1 protein-coding gene is annotated in these 287 nt (G+C 68.6%); it reads right to left on the bottom strand.

The genetic code is table 11. The features are described from left to right. On the bottom strand, positions 1-287 hold a 287-nt coding region (locus PZH32_RS13940), incomplete at both ends, for an endonuclease III domain-containing protein (protein WP_428994071.1).

Genomic DNA, 287 nt, shown 5'->3' with positions numbered 1-287 from the left:
GACGCAGTTCGCCGTCTTGCGGCCCACGCCGGGCAGTTTCTGCAGCAGGTCGACGTCGGCGGGCACGTCGCCGCCGAACACGGCCACCACGGTTTGGGCCAGAGCCACCAGGTTCTTCGCCTTGGAGCGGAAGAAGCCCAGGGAGTGGATGATCTCCGAGACGGCCACGGGGGAGGCGGCGGCCAGGTCGGCCGGGGTGGGGAAGGCCTCGAACAGATGCGGCGTCACTTTGTTCACGGCGGCGTCGGTGCACTGGGCCGATAGCTCCACGGCCACAGTTAGCTCGA

Source organism: Adlercreutzia equolifaciens (assembly GCF_029076695.1).
GTDB classification, from domain to species: domain Bacteria; phylum Actinomycetota; class Coriobacteriia; order Coriobacteriales; family Eggerthellaceae; genus Adlercreutzia; species Adlercreutzia equolifaciens_A.
This window is presented reverse-complemented; position numbering and strand designations above follow the sequence as displayed.